We start from the raw sequence: 15,572 nt of genomic DNA, 5'->3' as shown, positions 1-15,572 counted from the left end.
GCTTCTGCCTTGGCGGTCGCTGCTTCTGCTTCGGCTGCGACACGTCGAGCGCGTTCCTGGGCCAGCAGTGCAAGCGCACTGGCAAGGTCGTCCGGAAGCTCTTCGGTCGCATTGCTCATAACAGGATGGAATCATATTCGACCCTGTCATTCCAGTGTTTTTGCTTATCCGGCCGACGTCGGCCGCCAGGTCTTTTGCGGCATCCGCCAGTCGATACCTTCCAGCAGATAACCGAGCTGCGCAGGCGTGATCACCACCGTGCCATCGGCCGCTGATGGCCAGATGAAGCGGCCGCGCTCCAGCTTCTTCGTGAACAGGCAAGCGCCCTGGCCGTCATGCCAGATCACCTTGATCAGACCGCCACCGCGGCCGCGGAATACGAACAGGTGTCCACACATCGGGTCGCGCTTCAGCGCCTCCTGCACCATCAACGACAAACCGGGGAAGCCCTTTCGCATATCGGTGTGGCCTGTCGCCAGCCAGACCTTCACGCCACTCGGAACCGGAATCATCGCAGCCCCAGCACGCAATCGAGAATCCGGCCAAGGGCATCCGTATCGATGTCGCTATCCACGCGCACGCGCCGACCCCGTCCAAGCTCGATTGTCACATCGCTACGCTTCCGACGAGGGTGGGATGTGGTGGGCGATTCCGGTTGAACGGGAGAGACTGTCGAAGCGGCCTCGGATACGATCACCGGCACCAAAGTCGCCGTATCAGACCTTGGCTCCTCGATCCGGCAAAGCTCTTTGCGCCAACGGAACAACTGGCTGACATGGATGCCGGCCGCGCGGGCAATCTCGGAGATGACCGCGTCTGGCTCAAAGCATGCAGCGACAAGGCGCTCTTTATCTTCGCGTGACCAGCGCCGACGGCGCTCTACAGACGTGATCACCTCAATTGGATGCTTCGTCATATGACTACTCCTAGTGTTACCACTAGGACTGGCAGTCAGAAGCCCTCTATCGCAAGACGGCCTTCACCGTGGGCTTACTGTGAAACTCAATTATCCGGCAAAACAAGTGGTCGGCCTGCTTGCGGTGGCTTCTTTGGGGGCGATAGCGCACGGGCAGCTTCCATGTCGAGCAAGCTGGCGCAGTTCCCGTTCGTGCGCGAACTCGACGGTTTTGACTTCAAGGCGCAGCCGTCGCTTGATCATGGGCAAATCAGGGAACTGGCGACCTGTCGCGGGATCGCTCACGGGGACACGGTGCTGTTCCTTGGGCCTCCTGGCACAGGTAAAACCCATCTTGCCGTCAGTCTTGGTCGCGAGGCGATCCGCCAGAACTACAACGTGCAGTTCGTCACAGCCGCGACGCTGGTGGCGATGTTGGCCAAGGCCCACATCGCCGGCTCGCTCGACAAGCAGTTGGCGATCCTGGCTCGTCCGAAATTACTGATCATTGACGAGCTCGGCTATCTTCCCTTCGAGGCGAATGCAGCGCACCTGTTCTTCCAACTGGTGTCCCGGCGCTACGAAAAGGGATCGATCCTGATCACCTCCAATCGCTCGGTAGGAGAATGGGGGAGCGTCTTCGGCGACCCTGTGGTCGCAACGGCGATATTGGACCGTCTGCTTCATCATTCCACGGTGATCACCATCCGGGGCGACAGCTACCGGCTTCGCGAAAAGCATCGCTCCGGCCCTCTGCAGAAGGCCGGATCGATGCTTGAAACAAACGAAACAATCAATCAATGAAGGGGGTCAATTCCTCGCTTCGCTTGACAATTGGCCTTCACGGACGAGCAGCAGCGCCCGGATGATAGGAGCTTCTTCGTCTCCGTCGCGAAATAAGCAGGATCGACCGCAGGGCCTTTCGGGGCTTTTCGCTATCCATGAATTGCGTTCTCGATATCGCTGCAAAGTTCCGCGAACCAGACGTCACCAACATCGTCAAGAAACGAGCGTATGCAGTCACTCTCCAACACTTCTCGAGAGACTTGGGCCTTGTCGCAGGAATTCAGGCTGTAGCGATGGTGATCTAGGTTTGGATTGGCGACCAGTATCTGTGCGAAGTCCACGCCGTAGGCATCAAATAGCGCCTGTCTCACCTTGAGATTGTTGAAGACCTCCATTTCTGGAGGCAACTGGCCGGGCAGTTTGAAAATCAAATCCGCCTTGTGATCGCCCTTGTCAGGGTCGCGAACAGCGATTGCTTTGTAACCCGCTTTCTGGATTGCATCTTTCGCAGCCTTAACTGCCTTGGTGTCGCCGAAGGGAATTACGGACACCGAAGACAACAAATCCTTGTTATAGCGGCGGAGAATCTCGCGGAGGAGCGACTGCGCAAAATCGTCTTCTACGCAGATTACAGAGTGACCGCTCTCGCCGGCCGAGAGGGCTGTCTTTATTCGCGACGACGAAACCCGGTCGTATACCGTCACACCATCACCCCGTCTCACCAGCAGCTTGCGGCCCTCCGGAGGAAGCGCACTCATCATGGCACTTGAGTGGGTGGAAAAAATGATTTGATGTCCTCGGCGGTCAGACACATCAATCAGATACTTAGCAAGCTCGTATTGGGCGCTCTCGTGAAGCGATGTTTCAGGCTCCTCCAAGACTATGAGGCTTTGCGCCGGACACGTTTCGAGAAGCCGGACGGTATAAACCACCCTTCCCTCGCCAAAGCCCATGTTATTTTCGGAGTAGTTGGCGCCAAACCGGCTTGCCACTCCGAGCTGCCCTTGCTTCTTGTGGGCCGCCACATCCTGAAAATAGACGTCGTCATAAGGCGATCCGAGAATCCGGCTCACGCGCGTTACGGCGTCCGCCAGATCGGTTCGCGCCCCGAGCAACATACTCTTGGCGTTATAGATGCTCAGGTCTCTACGCTCGACTTTGGGGATGTAGACCGTAAATCCTACGTACTCCGTGTTCCGCTCGGGTTGCCGCTTGTAGCCAGACCATTCTGTCGAGGCTCGCGAGACGGTCAGCTCCTGAAGGACACCCGGCTTATCCGTTTGGTAGCTTAATGAGATGAATGCTTCATCTGTGAAGGGCGTCGGGTCAGCTGCTGATACGGGGAAGAAGTTCACCACGTAGTACCGCTTGGCGTTCAGGGCCGTGGGCAGTTTCTTGTATCCACAAAGGAGGAGCTGCCCGATGGTGCTCTTTCCTGAACCGTTGAAGCCAGATAGGGCGGTGACAGGATATTCAAAATTGATTTCGGCATTCACGCCGCGAAAGCCGTTTATCTTCGCCTTGACGATGACGGGGCCAAAATTCGCAAAGCGCTTCTGGCTGTCGAACTTTGACATCAGCGATTTTTTCGGATCAGCCACGGAATCCCCCGAGAACGGCGAAGCCGTTTATCCGAGAGTTGCCGCTGAATTTCAAGCGTTGGAGGCGAATGAACTCGCCGTATCCCCATCGTTCCACCAATGAGAGAACCCGCCGCAGCCAGAAAGGTCAAGAGCGAGAAGCGATGAAGGTCACCGGAAAGCAGCCCCGTTTCACGACCCACCAGGTCAAAGGATGGTGCGTCAACGTGGACGAGGACGGCTAATACCCTGTGCCCAGATGGCGAACACCTCAAGACCTGACCGCTATCACTGGGCCTCCTTCGACCAACGAGAAAGCCGCCGCTCCCACGGAAACGGTCAACAATAGCGCGATGATGAAGGCAGCCGGTAGCAACCGCTGTGGGCCGACGGACAATCAACCCGGTGTCCGCTTTCGGGTAGTTGTGGATTGGGCTGGAATGACCCGGAATGCGGGCGCATAGGCGCTTAACGCCGCTGGTAGAACTGTTTCGGCTGCTTTGCCGTTATGAGCTGTTGTTGGATATCGTTCGGCGAATACAACGGGATGCAAAGCCACAAAATTCTTCATTGCAGCCAGAAAATCTGTGTAACATCCACGTTGCAATGGGTCTGGGGGCGTGAGGTGCCATTCTATATACGCAAGTCAGTCAAAGCGGGACCATTCCGGTTTAATTTTTCTCAAGGAGGTATCGGCGTCTCTGTCGGCGCGAAGGGCTTAAGGGTCGGCACCGGACCTCGGGGCCACTATATCCATGCCGGACGAGGCGGACTGTATTATCGAGCGTCACTTGGCAATGCTGGCCAACGTCGACAGAGGGCTGTGAGCGAGCCACCGCCCACTCAGGTCACTTTTGAAGTGCCTGCGGTCAACATGATCGAGTTCGAGTCCGGCGACGTCTTGTTGATGCGCGACGAGAACTTCGGCGAGGTGTTGGACGAAATCAACGCGAAGGCCAATCAATGGCGGTTGTCGGCTCTTTTCGGATGGCTCACGGCTCTCCTCGGCATCCTTGTGCTGGCGAAAGCGCCGCCAGTGGGGATTTGGGTCCTGATCGCGACCCTTCCCGCCTGGGCGGTAGGGTCGTGGCTCGACTCGTACCGCCGATCGACAGTTCTCTTCTATGATATCGATGGTCCGGTCGAGCAGGCGTACAAGGAAACGATTGCGGCGTTCGACAATTTGAGTTCTTGTGCCGGGAAATGGCATATCGAGGCTGGCGGTGCGATCAACGATCTAACGACCTGGAAAAGAAATGCAGGCGCATCCCACCTGGTGAAGCGAACTGCCACGAAGCTCGTCTACGCTTTGCCGAAGGTTATCAAGAGCAACATCACACCGCCCTCGATACATGTCGGCAAGCAGATAATTTATTTCATGCCAGACGTTGCTTTGGTCGCCCACAATTCGCGCTTCGGTGCAATGTCATATTCTGATCTCCGCGCTCGCTGGCAAGCGTCACGGTTTATCGAAGATGGTCATGTCCCTCATGACGCCAAGGTCGTCGACCGCACTTGGCAGCACCCCAACAAGAATGGCGGGCCCGATCAGCGTTTTCGGAACAACCGCCAGCTGCCTGTCTGTCTGTACGATACCCTTCATCTGCAAAGCGACAGCGGTCTCAACGAGGTACTGGAATTTTCGCAAGTGGGAAAGCTGGCGAGTTTCGTCGCCGCTCTCCAAGCTTTAGCGAAGGCAAAGATGGAGGCTGCACAAGCCCTGAAAGCGATCCCATCGGCCGCGACGTCAGTATCGCCACCGGTGGCACCAAGTTCGCCTACGCCGGATGAACAGAGACGAAAGAGCGCTGTACCTGCCATAGCCCTCATCATTGGGGGCATCTTTGGACTTCCTATTGCTATTGCCGCACTTCAAAACGCGGAGAAATCGACTAGGCCCGTCACAACCCAGGCCACTGTTCCCACCAGTTCAGGGCAAATCGCATCGTCATCGTCAACGCCGCGCAGGCCCGCGTCCTCTGCTGCCGGTTCAGCACAAGGGTCACCATCACCGTCGACGATGGTGACCCCTGCCACAACCCCTTCTGGATCTGCTTCGGAAACCGGTATGCCGGCAGTCGTAGTCCAGGCACCGAACGTTGACGCTACGGCGACAGTAAATGATCCGGCATTTTCGACACCTGCCTCCCTTGGGGCAGATCAGGAGCCGACACCCGATCCTAGGATCTTCGAGGCGCTTGCGGCAGCCGCGACCGCGCCCGCCGCGTCTAGATTGGACGCGGCATCAGAGCCGCCCGCCCCGCCTTACATCGCCCCACCGGAGCCAAAGTTTGCCTACATGAAGCAGCCCTTCCAACTGAGGGATGGACCCGGTGCAAAATACATCCCGGTCGGCGCAGTCGGTCAGAATGCATTGCTTGCCATCCTTGAGACGGAAAGCGGATGGGTCCATGTCTCTGGTGGTCCGTCAGCGATGGGATGGGTACCGAAGGAGCTGCTTGGTCAACGGCCAGTTTCGCGTCAAAAAACCACGCCCAAGGTGCAAAACACCTTCCAGTCCGGTGGTCGGACTTATTGAGGAGTGCACGGCCCCCAAGTCGCATCGGGTTTGCGGCACCAGCCGCTGTTGGTCAATTCCGTAAGAAGCAGTGCTTGTGAATTACAAGCGTCCTGCGCGTACGATAACGAGCACGCAGCGTTGTCGGTCAGCCAGCGACGAATAATCCGATCCGGTCCAGCCGCCGAGCTGTCCTTGATCGTGATCTTACCATTCTCCGCCAGAATTTTGTGGGTCGCGGGGTCCCATGTCATCGCTGCATTTACCGCGCCAGACGACGATTTTTTACGGGCGGGGCTGTAGGTATACCAATCGACTACAGCGAAGACGGTACAGATATCAAAGCATGCTGCGTGTGCTGTGCCAGACCGAACGGCATAAATGCGCACAGGCCACCGCTCAGCGAACTGTTGCTTCTCGTTTAGGACGTCTGCCTTCGAGCGCCGAGAGCCGTAATAGACAACGGGATCTCCGTAGTTGTTCGCGAGGAAGGACATTCCTTCGTTCGTCGACCAGGTCCGCTGTGTTTCCAGGAAAAACTGTAGCGCGGCTTCGTTCAATGCTGTCGAGGGCGCCTCGTTGGATACGGCAGTCTCTTCCGCCGTCGGTGCCAGATAGGGGGTAGGCTGCCCCGTCACGAGACCAAAGCCAGCCATGTCGATCAGCGACAGCACCCGTCGATCGCCGTCGGTCAGATTGGTGACAAACGTGAACAAGGTGGAGTCGAGGCCCATGTCCGCAAAGTAGGCTTTGTATCTATCGGTGCCTGTTTGCGGGCCCGAGCTTCCCGGCGAGAGAAGTGTTCGATCAACAACCATCGAGCCGTCTTCCGCAAAACGCCGCACTCCACCGGCAAAGGCGAATAAACATGCAGCCTCGCACTTCGAACCCGAAACTTGCAGCGTCGAAAGCTTCATCCGACGAATAGCCCGGCCGTATCCAATCGCGGCATCTGTATCACCGCCCGGCGAAATGAACGCGACGAATTTCGGGGCGCTGTTCTTGATTTCGGCTTCGAGCTTATCAGGAAGATCGCTCGGCTCGAACGTTCCTTGAATCAACAAGATGTCGTTGTTCGCCGCTTTCGCATGGGCAAATCTCATCGCTGCGTGACTGGGGCTTGCGATTAGCGCGGCCAACGAAATCAGGCAGGAAATGAAAACAGACGAACGCATCGCTCCCTCCCTGACCTGATCGGATCAGTTTGTTGAAATACCAAAAGCTGTGAGAACTTGAGGCGTGATCGTTCCGGTCACCTTCAGCCCATAGGCATCCTGCATTTTATTAAGTCCAACCCTCGTTGCGGCGTCGACCTGCCCTGTTACCGGGCCGCCGAAATAGCCGAAGGCAACCAGAGCGGTCTGAACCTGAATAACGATACGCCGAAATTTGTCTGAGTTGCCCGGCAACGTCTTCAGCGGCATTGGGGCTGTATTCACCGAGGAAGACTGCGGGGCAACCCCCGTCGAATAGCTTCCAGTCGAAGTCGTCGACGGTATGTTAGGAGTCGTCGGTAGACTTCTGATGACCGGTCCAGGATTGGGCGAATAGCTCGGCGTTGGGTCGGGCTGCGTATAGGTCGTGCTGTTGTTGTAGTCGCCGCGCGGCACAACGTATCCGCCACCAGAGCCTGACGCATGGCTCGCGTGACTAGCATGACTACTGTGACTTGCGTGGCTCGAATGTGAGCTATGACCTGCAAGGGTGTAGACCTGCCTGACCTGCAGCCGCTCAAAGAGAGTGGGTTCTGGCTTCTTTTTGGTAAGGCCGACAAGTGGCGCTGCATCGCCTTTCGACGGCATGAACCCGGCCGCAATCAATGACGGCACCAGGTAAACCTTGCGCTTCTTCATTGTCGTGACAGTCCCCCAAACCCCTGATCAGCTTTATACCATTCAAAAAAACCACCGCAAGTAGAGCGCAAAGTACACTCGCCGCACTCTTCCAGGAATTTGTTCTTCCAGTCTGAAATCGTGCTTGGTGCCAAATGCCGGTACTGTGGGGGAACCGTGCAAAGCGGGAAATTATAAAGAAGAGTGTGAATACCGCGCCCAATCGCGAGATTGATGGCGCTCCGCAGTTTGCCGAAATCCAGCGACGTATCCTTGAACGAATGCGCCCAATTCATTCTGCCGTAACCGATATTTTCTAGTTGCATGATTGCCCAGACATCAATGAATGGAAGCCGGGTCGAGACGTAGTCCGCAATCTGTGGCAACACATCCCAATTCTGGTGAAGGACAACCGTCCGAAGCTCAACGGCCGCTCCCGCCCTCATAAGCGTCGTGAAATTCTGCGACAACGTTTCAAACGCACCCGGCTTCGCAACGATGCTGTCGTGAAGTGCGGCGTGAGGCGCATACAGCGGAATGCCCCACAACACGCGATCTCTTCCGATCTCATCAATTAGGGCGACGTCGCCAGGCTCGAAAAACTGGCCATTGGTCAGAACATGAAATGAGATATCCGGTCGGGCCTTCGCAGCGGCGACGAGGAATTGAAACAGTCTTCGTTTGTGCAGCAGCGGCTCGCCGCCAGATATCGTGATGCGCGCGTTTTCCGGGGCCAAGGTGGCGGCGACTGTGAATTGGTCGAAGAGGTCAACGTGATATTTCTTCGGAGGCTGCGAGCACATCACGCAGAGCTGGTCGCATTGCTCGGTCACCAGGAAGGTGTTGTGCCTCGACCCTGCTCGCAGCAACCGATGAGCCGAGTTTCGACCAGGTACTAGAAGGAGCACGTCGCCGTCGAGATCGGTTCGGGGATCGCAGTAAACGCGAAGCGAATAGCCCGCGAGATCGAAGATTTGACTCTCGTGGTCACGATCGATCAGGGCGGCATCATGCTCACTCTCCACCGTGTCGGTGCGCAGGCGAACGATACTTGGATGATCGATTGGAACGTCATCGATCTTGAGCCGCAAATCGATCATCTGTGTATCGGAGCCAGCGAAGGATCGAACTCCGGAATTCCGGCCCATGCCGCAAGGCTCTTGTGAGCTTTTTTGTCATCCGAATAGAGCAGCTCGAATATCTTGTCGAAGATCGCGGTGTGGCGTCGGCAGAAGGTAGTGTCACGCTTCGTCACGTCGATACGACCATACCGGGAGAGGTCGTCGATCACGTCAATGCCGCAGGCCGCTTGATATGGACAGTGGATGCAATCGGGATGGAACGAGTTAGTCGCTTCCTCATTCAGGACATCCAGCTTTGCCTGATCGATGCCATCCCAAAGGTTGCCGACACTCAGGTCGATCTGCCCCACTCTCGTCACCATCCTTGCTTCGTCCGACGGATAAAACATGCCGTCGAAATCGATGACTATGTAGTCCTTACCCAGGATGTTCGGGTTGCGAAGGTCCACATGGTGGTTATGGCCGCCGCGCAGCACCCGGCGAAGACAGTGCGTGAAATAGAATTCCTCGACAGGGAAATCTGCTGTCCAATTGTGCTCGATCAACGCATCGATGAATCGGCCATGATAGTCGTTCCATCGCTCATCCATGCCCATTGTCTGGTATCGCTTCCGAGCGAAACCTTGATGGTTGATTGGCCGGAGGAAAATGGAACGAAAACCGAAGTCGCCGAACGTCCCAATGATTTGGTTCGGGGTTGGCAAATTGTTGACATCAAGCGTGGGCAACGCCGACACTTTCCCTTGCCCTAGCCTTCCGATCGCATACCGAAGGTTCGAAACAAACTGCTCGGTGTCGCCGGAGGTGATTGTCCGCTGCCGTTGGTGAGCCGAAAGTTCGCCATCAAGCGACGTACTAACGAATGTGTCCGAAGCGTCGAGAAACGCCCAGGCTTCATCGGAAACAGACTGCAGATTGGTGCAAACGGTGAAGCTTACGTCCTTGAATTTGCGCCGCGCAAACTCTCGAACCGTCTCCAGCAGATCCAATCGCAAAAGCGGTTCGCCGCCTTGAAACTCGATTTTCGCACTTGCCGTGTCGATGCCATCAAGAAAACGAAGAACCTGGGCGAGCGTGTCCTCGGTCCAGTCAAACCCACTGGTGTTTTCGTTTACCCGCGACACCTGGCAGTAGCCGCACGCCAAGTTGCAGCGAAGTGTCGGCACGAGAATGACGTAGTTAAGCTCCTGCGGACGATGCAGTCGCTGTGCCCACCGATATGCAAACCCCATATACGCGGCGTCGCCTACTTCATCGAATGCGTGCCCGTTCGTATGAAGGAACTCGGTGTCTGAGGCGGTCAAATTGCCACCGGCGTATCGCTCAAGGAAGTTGCGATCTCCCCGAAAATACCCACCCGCATCGTCAGCAAAAAGGTAATGAGAGGCGAAACGCGTAAATTTCAGTGGGAAGACGGTCATCGCCCGAGAACACCGCTGATGAGAGCCCGTCGAAGGGGAAGCGTCTCCGAATAGATTTTCTCACGGTAGAGGCAGTGGTGAAAATTTGCGATCAACGTGTCGATGGGCGAGGTACCGTCATCGGATAAAGTAATTTGCTTCGAGACCTCGACCCTTGCCGCAGCATTCGCTGCATTGAAACGAAGGATGGCCGCAGCAAGGTAAGGTCGATGCGCTTCATCGACATCGATCAAAGTGCGTCGTTCAACTCTCTGGATCGGCGTGCTGGATTCTGTTCTTTCCATCGGACAATGGCGATCGACTTCCTCTCCGTATCACTGTAGCAACTCAGCCGCTTGATCACCAGATGGTTGTATTGCATTATTCCCGAGAATAACAGGGTGTCCATCACTCATCTTCTGGGGCCGGAGATCAATTCTGAAGGAAAGTGATCTCGATTTCCTTCCGCAGGAAGGCGGCGCTCACCGCAAAAATCCTGAACCGGGAGGCGGCATAGGCCAGACGGGCCACTGGCTGAGTGCTTAAGCTCGGTCAGAATACTCTGTCGGCTCATTTCGCAGCGTGCGCTGCTGGCAAGTTAACCGAAGCTTGAGATCTTTACACGTCATTAACTATATGAATTGATGTTGTTCTTTTCCAAAACGGAAGCGACGTCAGCATTTGTTTCCGTCGTCCGTTACGGCATCGGCGCGCATGGCTAACTTCCGATAAGTATCGCTTATCGGAAGTGATTGCCAGAAGCCCGCAAATCAGCGAAAACGGGGCAAAGCACGGCCGCCGGCGCCATTCCGGCAGCCGGATTTCGCCGCTTCAGGAGGCCCATGGACATCATCGCCCCGAAATCAGCGCCCGACGCCATCGCCCGCCGGGCCGAAACCCTCGACACCATCGCCGCCGTGCTGCCGATCGACCGGCGCGACAAGCTCGCCGAGATTCTGTCCGACCAGGACGTCGAGACGCTGCGGCACCTGGTCAACGAAGGCATGGGCGACAACACGCTTCGGGCGCTCGCCTCCGACCTCGGCTACCTCGAGGCCTGGGCGATGGCCGCGACCGGTAGCCCCCTCCCATGGCCGGCGCCCGAGGCGCTGCTGTTGAAATTCGTCGCCCATCATCTGTGGGATCCGGCCCGGCGCGAGACCGATCCCGAGCACGGCATGCCGGCCGCAGTCGGCCAGGCGTTGCGCGACGGCGGCTTTCTTCGATCGACCGGGCCGCACGCGCCGGCGACCGTCGGACGACGGCTGGCCAACTGGTCGACGCTGACCAAATGGCGCGGTCTCGACGGCGCCTTCGCCTCCCCTGCCCTCAAATCCGCGATCCGGCTGGCGATCCGAGCCGCGCCAAGACAACGTCTTCGCAAGAGCGCCAAGGCGGTGACATCAGATGTTTTGGCCAAACTGCTGGCGACCTGCGGCGGCAACAATCTGCGCGATCTGCGCGACCGCGCCATCCTGATGGTCGCCTTTGCCTCCGGCGGCCGCCGGCGCAGCGAAGTGGCCGGCCTGCGCAAGGAGCAGCTGACGGTCGAGCCGCCGGTCTCTGGCGACGATGGAAGCCCCCTGCCCTCGCTGTCGATCCATCTCGGCTGTACCAAGAACTCCGGCGCCGGCCAGGACGAGATCGTCTATCTGACCGGCCGGCCGGTGGAGGCGCTGAATGCCTGGCTGGCGGCCGCGAGGATCAACAAGGGCAGCGTGTTTCGGGCAATCGATCGCTGGGGCCATGTTTCGCGCCGGGCGCTCGATCCGAAGGCGGTCAATGATATCGTCAAGCGGCGGGTGAAAATGGCCGGGCTCGAGCCCGGGGAGTTTTCGGTGCACGGGTTGAGGTCCGGCTATCTGACTGAGGCCGCCAATCGCGGCATTCCCCTGCCCGAAGCCATGGAGCAGTCACGTCATCGTTCGGTTCAGCAGGCATCAAGCTATTACAATAGTGCAACCCGTCGAAGCGGCCGGGCCTCTCGGATGCTATAATTAGATGCCGCTAAACGTCCACCACCGTTCTGGCCGGCATCCGCAACACCCATGTAGCCCCTCTTCGCCAAAAAGAAGCCGTGCTCCCCGAGCACATGATCGCCATACTCGAAACGCTCGATAGGGGAACTCCGCGCGGCATGCGGGATCGGGCGATACTGCTGATCGGCTTTGCCGGCGGCCTGCGCCGCTCCGAGATCGTCGGGCTGGATTGCGGCCGCGACCAGACCGAAGGCGGCTGCGGCTGGGTCGAGACGCTTGCCAAGGGCCTGCTCGTCACCCTGCTCGGCTGAGGTCGACTTGCGGTATGTCCAAAAACAGCTCGGTCATACCAGCGCGGAAATGACCCGCAAGTATCACCTGCGCCGTGACCGTTTCCGGATCAAACTCACCAAGGCATCGGGCCTTTAATGGCAACAATCAGAGCTGTGCCAAGGGGCAGCGGCCGCTGATCTGCCTTTTGGCGATCGCAGCAAGTTGACCCCTACCCAACTGCGACGTCGTTGCCTTTCGGCAGCGTATCTTCAAACCGTTCGTGCTGCGGGCCTTCCAAGATGACCGCCTCGATATTGTCGCAAGACATGACTTGAAGACGCAAAGGGATGTTGTTGCCGGCCCGATCTGGTTCATGAGCCAGCCGACACAGTGGGCTTCCTCCCCTGGCGCATGCTCATGGCAAGCCATCACCTGGCCGGTGCCTTTCAGCGATTCCGGCTCGGCGATGGTGCGGACAAGAGCCTGATGCAGTTCTTGACTATAGCCATTCGGAATATCATGAGGGTTCGTGGACACCTTCCAAGGGCACTTGGCACACTGCTTAACTCGCCTCAGTTTCCAGCTCATCCGAAATTCCTATCGTTATCGTTAGCCGGTTTTTACAACCGTGAGCGCGTTCTTCCAACACCCTTCCACCAACTCGAATGATTTCGAACATCGCTCTCCCCTCCCCTGCTCCGTGTGAAGCCATTAGGTCAAAGTTCGGCGCCAGTTTTTCAGCTTAGCGCTTCAACTGAAAACGGGAAGTAAAAGCCACCTCGGCAGCGATTGATTTCAGCGCGCAAATCAGTGGTCGGCCGTCCTGGATGACCGGACTCCCCGAGACAGAATTCGGCCGCCCCAGTTGGCCCGCATGATCCCGACCCCTTCTTGCCGCATGATGCGCCGGCGTCCTCCTGCGGCCCCCTGCTCTCGCGACATCTCCAAAACCGTTGTTTTCCGGCCTTTCCGCCACAGGAGCCCGCTGGCGCGGGTTTGTCAGTGCGGACGCTCCGTTGCTTATCTCGGGTGGCGATTTGAGTCTGGTGGGCCGCTATTTGACACTTAAAACACGCTTGCAACTGTTCGATTTCTAACGCATGCCTTATCTGTACAAACTACTTCGAGACAGGGCCGTTACAAGCGCGATGGCAAAGCCACAAACATTTGACAACCAACAATCTCCCAAGCGGCTGATCGGTTATGCCCGGGTGTCGACGGATGAACAGGTCCACGATGCCCAGTTGGACGAGCTGCGTGCAGCCGGCTGCGATCGGATCCATCAGGAGCATGGTTCCGGAGCATCGCGGGCTCGACCGGTGCTGACGCGATTACTCGCTGAACTTAGCGCCGGCGACGTCCTCATTGTCGTGCGCCTCGATCGACTGGCCCGATCCGTCAGTCATCTCTTGTCGGTGATCGAGGACCTCGAGGCCCGCGGCGTGCATTTCCGGTCGATCCGCGATCCAATCGATACGTCGACCCCGCAGGGCATGTTTTCCCTTCAGGTCCTCGGCGCCGTCGCGCAGCTCGAGCGGGCGCTAATCGCTGAGCGTACCAAAGCCGGCATTAAGGCGGCGAAGGCACGCGGCAAGCTTCCTGGAAATCCCGGTCTGCGAGAACGACGGCCGGAGGCGATCAAGGCAATCTCGCAGGCACGGGAGAAGCTCTATCTCGATGAACTCATTGCATCGGCGCAGACGTGGCTGCCGATGGTGCGTCAACTCCGGCCGCAGCACAGTTGGGACAATGTCGTGCGGGTTCTCAATCGCCGTGGCCACGACTGGACCGTCGAACGCCTTCGTCGCGCTGTTCATCGCATGGTACGCGAAAAGCTCGCGGAGAAGGAACTCCTTGCTCGATCCCCTCGCCGGGCTCCCGAAGACTATCTGATGAAGCTGGTGGCGGCAATTGCCATTGCCGATCCCAACCTGTCGCTGCGCGACATTGCCGCGCAACTGGACCAGATGGGAGAACGGCCTGTGCGCAGCGGCAAGAACTGGCAACCGTCCTCGGTGCGGGTCCTGCTGGACGAAGCCCACCGATTTGGCCTCATTCGCCGTTGAGGGCATGGTTCATCCGACGCCCGATGGCAGAGAGTCTTTTCTTGTCGCTATTCGACTGCATAGCCGTCAGGTCCGGCCTTTGGGGATCTGTAGCGCCAGGACCGCTAGTCGCTATCGCTCCGCGGTTTCAGCTCAGCGCCTACATCCTCGCCGCGGAGCCGGCTTCCTCCGCCTGCTCGCCCCCTCCCCCGGAACGTGCTGAAGGCTTCAGCCGCGGTGATTATGATCCGCAGAGGCGCGCGGGCCATGACGCTCGGCGGCGCGGGTAAAAGCAGAGGACAGCCGCTCCCCTCGCTACCAAAAAGCCGTCTCGGCTGCACGACGAATTCGGGCGCGAGCCGGAACTCAGTCAGACAGTATTTGTTTCTTTTACAATCCGTCCGCGTTTCGGCGTTCTTTCAAGGATGCTCGACAATTTGATTGAGCCATTTGTCCGCGCCGCCAGCTATATTTCCTACAAGAATGATTACGGCCGAAGATCTGCAAACATTCGTTTTACGACCAGCAAATTTCGACTGTCCTCGAAGCCTGGGAGGTCTTCGTCCTGAAGCATCCTGCGGAGACCGCCGTTAAGATTACAAAGCAATGTCTCCTTTCAGTCGTGACAAACACCGCGATTGTTCGTTCGAACACGAAGCCGCTCAATCGGCTCCGTGCATCAACTGACCTTACTACACCAGCCGCATAGAAGGGCTGTCGGCCATTCTACCCGGGCAACCATGACCAATGCCCTTAGAACGTCATGTACGATCAAAAATGACCGCCAAGACCCCGCGACCCATGGCGGCGACAGGACGGTACCTATCTCTACACAACCGATCTTGTGAGAGGTGGCGCGAGGAGCGGGTCATGCGCCGTCCATAGTAGCGCCCGAAAATGTCGTTTCTTTTCAGAGTGTTGTAGCTGTGGTCAGCTGACCACCGGAAAAGCAGCTGTTGGCAGTGCGTCCCACCCCAAAAGACTTGCTGGCCCACGACAGCAGAGTCTGGCGAAAAACCTCGATCAGTGGACCCGCTGACCTAGCACTCAATCCTCTCCGGCAGCGACTAGATGTGGAGCCTCAACAGGTTGTCCTGGGTAAGAGCGAGCCTAGTGATTGGTGGTTTTGAGTTTAGACTTCCGTGAGGCCTGTGCCAATTGTAGCGATGAAGCCATCGTGGC

The 15,572-nt window shown here is 57.6% G+C and carries 10 protein-coding genes and 3 pseudogenes; 5 read left to right on the top strand and 8 right to left on the bottom strand.

The annotated features are described in order from the left end of the window. Positions 1–164 precede the first annotated feature (164 nt). Together tnpB and tnpA are read right to left on the bottom strand one after the other, a co-directional pair. Positions 165–512 carry an IS66 family insertion sequence element accessory protein TnpB gene (gene tnpB, locus EFQ99_RS34285; protein ID WP_008536653.1) on the bottom strand — a complete coding sequence of 116 codons (348 nt, stop codon included), beginning with the start codon at positions 510–512 and terminating at the stop codon, positions 165–167. Beyond that, positions 509–916, bottom strand: coding sequence for an IS66-like element accessory protein TnpA (gene tnpA, locus EFQ99_RS34280; protein ID WP_004675073.1), 408 nt, complete (start codon positions 914–916; stop codon positions 509–511). The genes tnpB and tnpA overlap by 4 nt, the downstream gene beginning before the upstream one ends. A gap of 150 nt (positions 917–1,066) precedes the next feature. Between tnpA and istB the strand changes: the two are divergent. After that, a pseudogene (gene istB / locus EFQ99_RS34275) lies at positions 1,067–1,699 on the top strand (IS21-like element helper ATPase IstB); the annotation flags it as partial. Between the two features lie 131 nt (positions 1,700–1,830). On the opposite strand, the gene EFQ99_RS34270 reads toward istB, so the two are convergent. Next, a complete protein-coding gene (locus EFQ99_RS34270; protein ID WP_208722856.1) occupies positions 1,831–3,282 on the bottom strand; it encodes an ATP-dependent nuclease in 1,452 nt (483 codons plus the stop codon). Positions 3,283–3,886: 604 nt separating this feature from the next. On the opposite strand from EFQ99_RS34270, the gene EFQ99_RS34265 reads away from it, so the two are divergent. Next, positions 3,887–5,800: a DUF4236 domain-containing protein gene (locus EFQ99_RS34265; RefSeq protein ID WP_097616075.1), complete on the top strand. Its 1,914-nt coding sequence runs from the start codon at positions 3,887–3,889 to the stop codon at positions 5,798–5,800. Here EFQ99_RS34265 and EFQ99_RS34260 read toward each other — a convergent pair. The 4 genes from EFQ99_RS34260 to hxsB are packed head-to-tail and all read right to left on the bottom strand — an operon-like array spanning position 5,794 to position 10,114. After that, positions 5,794–6,954 (bottom strand): COG3904 family protein, encoded by a 1,161-nt coding sequence (locus EFQ99_RS34260; protein ID WP_097616073.1) that lies wholly within the window; start codon positions 6,952–6,954, stop codon positions 5,794–5,796. The genes EFQ99_RS34265 and EFQ99_RS34260 overlap by 7 nt on opposite strands. 24 nt (positions 6,955–6,978) lie before the next feature. Beyond that, positions 6,979–7,632 (bottom strand): His-Xaa-Ser repeat protein HxsA, encoded by a 654-nt coding sequence (hxsA, locus tag EFQ99_RS34255; RefSeq protein WP_097603697.1) that lies wholly within the window; start codon positions 7,630–7,632, stop codon positions 6,979–6,981. Continuing rightward, positions 7,629–8,711 (bottom strand): His-Xaa-Ser system radical SAM maturase HxsC, encoded by a 1,083-nt coding sequence (gene hxsC, locus EFQ99_RS34250; protein ID WP_097603696.1) that lies wholly within the window; start codon positions 8,709–8,711, stop codon positions 7,629–7,631. The genes hxsA and hxsC overlap by 4 nt, the downstream gene beginning before the upstream one ends. After that, the gene (hxsB, locus tag EFQ99_RS34245) at positions 8,708–10,114 is read right to left on the bottom strand and encodes a His-Xaa-Ser system radical SAM maturase HxsB (RefSeq protein ID WP_097603695.1); all 1,407 of its coding nucleotides are present in this window, start codon (positions 10,112–10,114) and stop codon (positions 8,708–8,710) included. The genes hxsC and hxsB overlap by 4 nt, the downstream gene beginning before the upstream one ends. Before the next feature lie 821 nt (positions 10,115–10,935). On the opposite strand from hxsB, the gene EFQ99_RS34240 reads away from it, so the two are divergent. The 3 genes and pseudogenes from EFQ99_RS34240 (at position 10,936) to EFQ99_RS34230 (ending at position 14,411) form a co-directional block, all read left to right on the top strand. Next, positions 10,936–12,090 (top strand): site-specific integrase, encoded by a 1,155-nt coding sequence (locus EFQ99_RS34240; protein ID WP_097603693.1) that lies wholly within the window; start codon positions 10,936–10,938, stop codon positions 12,088–12,090. A gap of 23 nt (positions 12,091–12,113) precedes the next feature. Further along, positions 12,114–12,501 (top strand): annotated as a pseudogene (locus tag EFQ99_RS34235) (hypothetical protein); the annotation flags it as partial. Between the two features lie 992 nt (positions 12,502–13,493). Next, on the top strand, positions 13,494–14,411 hold the full coding sequence (locus tag EFQ99_RS34230) for a recombinase family protein (RefSeq protein WP_008534020.1): 918 nt from the start codon (positions 13,494–13,496) through the stop codon (positions 14,409–14,411). A 1,046-nt stretch (positions 14,412–15,457) separates the two neighbouring features. Here the strand turns inward: EFQ99_RS34230 and EFQ99_RS34220 are convergent. Beyond that, a pseudogene (locus EFQ99_RS34220) lies at positions 15,458–15,572 on the bottom strand (IS481 family transposase); the annotation flags it as partial.

Source organism: Rhizobium vallis, assembly GCF_003985155.1.
Classification (GTDB): domain Bacteria; phylum Pseudomonadota; class Alphaproteobacteria; order Rhizobiales; family Rhizobiaceae; genus Rhizobium; species Rhizobium vallis.
Note: the sequence above shows the minus strand (reverse complement) of the source record. Positions and strands in the feature narration are given on the sequence as shown.

What these genes read in the sequence shown, in the direction of transcription:
- tnpB (WP_008536653.1), bottom strand. Translation starts at nt 512, where the DNA reads ATGATTCCGGTTCCGAGTGGCGTGAAGGTCTGGCTGGCGACAGGCCAC.
- tnpA (WP_004675073.1), bottom strand. Translation starts at nt 916, where the DNA reads ATGACGAAGCATCCAATTGAGGTGATCACGTCTGTAGAGCGCCGTCGG.
- EFQ99_RS34260 (WP_097616073.1), bottom strand. Translation starts at nt 6,954, where the DNA reads ATGCGTTCGTCTGTTTTCATTTCCTGCCTGATTTCGTTGGCCGCGCTA.
- hxsA (WP_097603697.1), bottom strand. Translation starts at nt 7,632, where the DNA reads ATGAAGAAGCGCAAGGTTTACCTGGTGCCGTCATTGATTGCGGCCGGG.
- hxsC (WP_097603696.1), bottom strand. Translation starts at nt 8,711, where the DNA reads ATGATCGATTTGCGGCTCAAGATCGATGACGTTCCAATCGATCATCCA.
- hxsB (WP_097603695.1), bottom strand. Translation starts at nt 10,114, where the DNA reads ATGACCGTCTTCCCACTGAAATTTACGCGTTTCGCCTCTCATTACCTT.
- EFQ99_RS34240 (WP_097603693.1), top strand. Translation starts at nt 10,936, where the DNA reads ATGGACATCATCGCCCCGAAATCAGCGCCCGACGCCATCGCCCGCCGG.
- EFQ99_RS34230 (WP_008534020.1), top strand. Translation starts at nt 13,494, where the DNA reads ATGGCAAAGCCACAAACATTTGACAACCAACAATCTCCCAAGCGGCTG.